Annotated in this window: 4 protein-coding genes; all 4 read left to right on the top strand. The window is 26.5% G+C overall.

What is annotated here, in order from left to right; genetic code table 11:
* Window positions 1-239 precede the first annotated feature (239 nt).
* The 4 genes from KGF50_RS20630 to KGF50_RS20615 all read left to right on the top strand — a co-directional run bounded on the left by KGF50_RS20630 (window position 240) and on the right by KGF50_RS20615 (window position 3,993).
* A complete protein-coding gene (locus tag KGF50_RS20630) occupies window positions 240-1,433 on the top strand; it encodes a transposase (protein WP_227849792.1) in 1,194 nt (397 codons plus the stop codon).
* 252 nt (window positions 1,434-1,685) lie between these two features.
* The gene (locus KGF50_RS20625) at window positions 1,686-2,855 is read left to right on the top strand and encodes a M20 family metallopeptidase (RefSeq protein WP_227849791.1); all 1,170 of its coding nucleotides are present in this window, start codon (window positions 1,686-1,688) and stop codon (window positions 2,853-2,855) included.
* Window positions 2,856-2,952: 97 nt separating this feature from the next.
* On the top strand, window positions 2,953-3,429 hold the full coding sequence (locus tag KGF50_RS20620; protein WP_227849790.1) for an SAM-dependent methyltransferase: 477 nt from the start codon (window positions 2,953-2,955) through the stop codon (window positions 3,427-3,429).
* A gap of 201 nt (window positions 3,430-3,630) precedes the next feature.
* Window positions 3,631-3,993, top strand: coding sequence for a hypothetical protein (locus KGF50_RS20615; RefSeq protein ID WP_227849789.1), 363 nt, complete (start codon window positions 3,631-3,633; stop codon window positions 3,991-3,993).
* Window positions 3,994-4,012: the final 19 nt, after the last annotated feature.

The following is a 4,012-nucleotide window of genomic DNA, read 5'->3' as shown; positions in this document are numbered from 1 at the left end:
GCGATTGTAGGTAAAAAGATATAAACTCTATAAATTAATATAAATACTTTATAATTCGTCAAATGCTAAATTAAATAAACTTGAAAAAAAGAAACTCTTGATTTGTGAGTGCTCTTGTAATTTTTTAGAATGGTTATAATTAGATTATTTTATTCACCTCAAAATAATTGTACTAAAATTTCAACATGTATATAATGTAATATCACTATGGTACAATAAATTTAGAAGAGGTGAGAAATATGATTAAAGCAATTAAAGTTAGATTATATCCCACTAAAAGACAAGAAGAATTAATGTTTAAAAGTGCTGGTACCTCAAGATTCGCTTATAACTGGGGATTAGCTTTTCTTAATAAATACTATGAAGAAAATAATAAATTTTTACAAATAGATGAATTAAGAAAAGAATTTACAAGATTAAGAAATAATAGTGAATTTAGTTGGTTAAAAGAAGTGTCATCAGAAATACCACAACAGGCACTTAAAGATTTAGGAGAATCATTTAAGAAATTCTTTAAAAAAGAATCTTTTTATCCTAAATTTAAGAAAAAAGGTAAGTGTGAAGTTTCATTTTTTCATTTGAATAACAAGTTTATTGTAGAAGATAATTATATCAAACTTGAAAAAATAGGTTATGTGAGAATGAAAGACGAAGGCAGACTTCCTATTGGTAACTATAAAAAAGATAAAATAAAAGTTCTAAATCCAAGAGTAAAGTTTAATGAAAAGTATTGGTATTTATCATTAGGAGTGGAAGTTGAGGAAAAAACTGATATTAAACTCACTAATGAAAGTGTTGGTGTTGATTTAGGTATCAAGGATTTAGCGATAGTTAGTAATATAGATGAGCCTTTTAAAAACATTAATAAATCAAAAGAAGTTAAAAGATTAAATAAGAAACTTAGAAAACTTCAAAGGCAAGTTTCAAGGAAATATGATATGTTAAAAAGTGGTAAAACCTTCCAAAAAGATGAAAAACTTGTAAAAACTCAAAATATCATAAAGATTGAAAGACAGGTAAAACTTGTCTATAAAAAACTTTCTGATATTAGATTAAATCATATACACCAAATTACTAATACAATAGTGAAAACCAAGCCTTGTAGAGTAGTAGTAGAAGATTTAAATGTAAGAAGTTTATTAAAAAATAAACACTTGTCTAAAGCAATTTCAGAGCAATGTTTTAATAAGTTTATAACTATACTTGAATACAAATGTAAATGGAGTAAAATCGAATTTGTTAAAGCAGATAGATTTTATCCAAGTAGTAAAATGTGTTCATGTTGCGGGACTATCAAAAAAGATTTAAAACTAAAAGATAGGACTTATGTATGTCCTAATGAAGAGTGTAATCTTTTGATTGATAGGGATAAAAATGCAAGTATTAATTTAGCAAATTATAAAAGTAATCACAAGTGTGGTTTCTTAAATTAGCATAGAAAATCAAATAAAAAGATTGTGCTAATATGTAGACATTGACGAGGTCGAATTTAAGCCTTTGGACTGCTATATTAAACTAGAGTAGATATTTTTCAAAATAGGGCAGGATGAAAAAGGAAATAAAAATATAAAAAATATAAAGTATTTATATAAATTTATAGAGTTTATACGTCAGAATAATGTTTTATATAGAATAATATAATTAATGAAGAAAAATGAATTTTTAATATAGTTAGGATGTGTTTTATGATTAATATTAAAGCTCTTTGCCATGATATAAATGATTGGGTTATAGATATTAGAAGAGATTTACACAAAACTCCAGAACTTGGATTAGAAGAATTTCAAACTAAGAAAAAAATTATTAAATATTTAGATGAAATAGGTATAAGTTATATTGAATATGAAAATCACACAGGAGTAACTGCATATATAAATGTAAATCCAAACTTTGATACAGTTGCTATAAGAGCTGATATAGATGCTTTACCTATAACAGAAGAACTCAATTCGCCTTATAAATCTACTAATTTAGGCAAAATGCATGCATGTGGCCATGATGCACATACTGCTATTTTACTTGGTACTTGTAATATCCTATTTAAATTAAAGGATTATCTAAATGTAAATGTAAAATTTTTTTTCCAACCTGCTGAAGAAACTATTGGTGGTGCTAAACTTATGATAGAAGATGGATGTATGAAAAATCCAGATGTAGATTATATATTTGGTCTTCATGTAAATCCCAATATTGATAAAAATTTAATTGAACTAAAATACGATACTTTAAATGCATCAACAGATACACTTTGTATAACTGTACATGGTTCAAAATGTCATGGTGCTTATCCACATCAAGGTGTTGACGCTATAGTTATCTCTGCCCATATCATAACTGCTTTGCAGACAATTGTCAGTCGAAATACAAACCCCACTGACTCTGTAGTTATTTCTTTAGGAAAAATTGAAGGCGGAATTAAAGAAAATATAGTTTGTGATAAAGTTGTTATAAAAGGAACCTTAAGAACTTTAACACAAGAAACCAGAGACTTTTCAAAAAAACGCATTAAAGAGGTTTGTGATTTTACTTGCAAAACATTTGGCGGAAATATTGATGTTGAAATTGAAGAAGGTTATCCTGCCCTTATAAATTCAAATTTTCTTGTAGATTATGTTAAACAAAATGCAGTAGAGTTATTTGGAAAAGAAAATATTTTAATTAAAGATACACCTACTCTTGGTGCTGAAGATTTTTCATATTTTTTGAAGTATTGTGAAGGTGCTTTTTATCACCTTGGTTGTGCAAATCAGGAAAAAAATATTAATTCTCCTCTTCATACAGCCACCTTTGATATTGATGAAGACTGTCTTATAACTGGTGTTATGCTTCATGCAAAAAATGTATTATCCTTTTAATCATATGCTTCTATCTCTTTTTTATATTGACTCTCACATGGTGTTAGGGTTTACTCTAAAATTACAAATAACAAACCAAATAATTGGAGGTAATATTATGAAACAAATTTTAGTAAACCCTATAGGAAAAATACGTGTTCAAGGCGAAGAAATTTCTATTGAATTGGATAAAAAGTATATACCTGCATTAAAAGAGCTTGATGGATTTAGTCATTTAAATGTAATCTGGTGGTTTGATGGATTTGATGATGTTGAAGCAAGAAGTATCTTAGAAACTCCAAAACCTTATAAAAAAGCACCTGATGTTATGGGAATATTTGCGACAAGGTCACCTATTAGACCTAATCCAATAGCATTAACTACTGTACAAATTATTAGCATTGACCATGAGCATGGTATAATAAAAATTCCATATATTGATGCTAATGATAATAGCCCTGTTATCGACTTAAAACCATATACTCCAAGTATTGATAGAATTGAAAATCCATCAGTCCCTGAATGGTGTAACCATTGGCCTAAATGTGCAGAAAAATCAGAAGAATTTGATTGGGAAAATGAATTTGAATTTTAGTTTATTTAAGATAGTGTATTAAATTAAAGGTAGAGTATTGAATTAAAAGATTTTAATTTAATACTCTACTTTATTATATTTTAATTCTATAAAGCATTCATTGTATTCAATTTTCTTGAATTATATAATTGCTTTTATCCACTTTCATATTGGCAAATTATCTTGTATACTTAATGTAAATAATTATAAAGGAGAATACACATGACAATATTTAGTCTACAAGCAGCAAATTTATTTGGATGGATAGCTATGGTTCTTGGTGTTATTATGTCAATTAATGATAGTAAAAAACATTTGCCAAAATTTAAGAACTTAAACTATATTTTCTTTGCTTTTATGGGCTTATTTTATGCATTTACTTTATTTGCACTTGCCCAAAATTTTACATCACATATATTTAAAATAGTAAATTGTATCATTTATATAATAGTTTTAATTGCATGCAATAAAATTTCTACAAATAAAAATCTCAACAGTAGTTTTTGGACATTAGTAGGATTTTCAATAAATCCTATTCTAGCAATAATCGTTGTATTTTTTATAAAAAACAAAAAATATAATTAGAACAGAATATTTTATTTAG

The sequence above is a fragment of the Clostridioides sp. ZZV15-6598 genome, from assembly GCF_020657705.1.
GTDB lineage: Bacteria > Bacillota > Clostridia > Peptostreptococcales > Peptostreptococcaceae > Clostridioides > Clostridioides difficile_F.
This window is presented reverse-complemented; position numbering and strand designations above follow the sequence as displayed.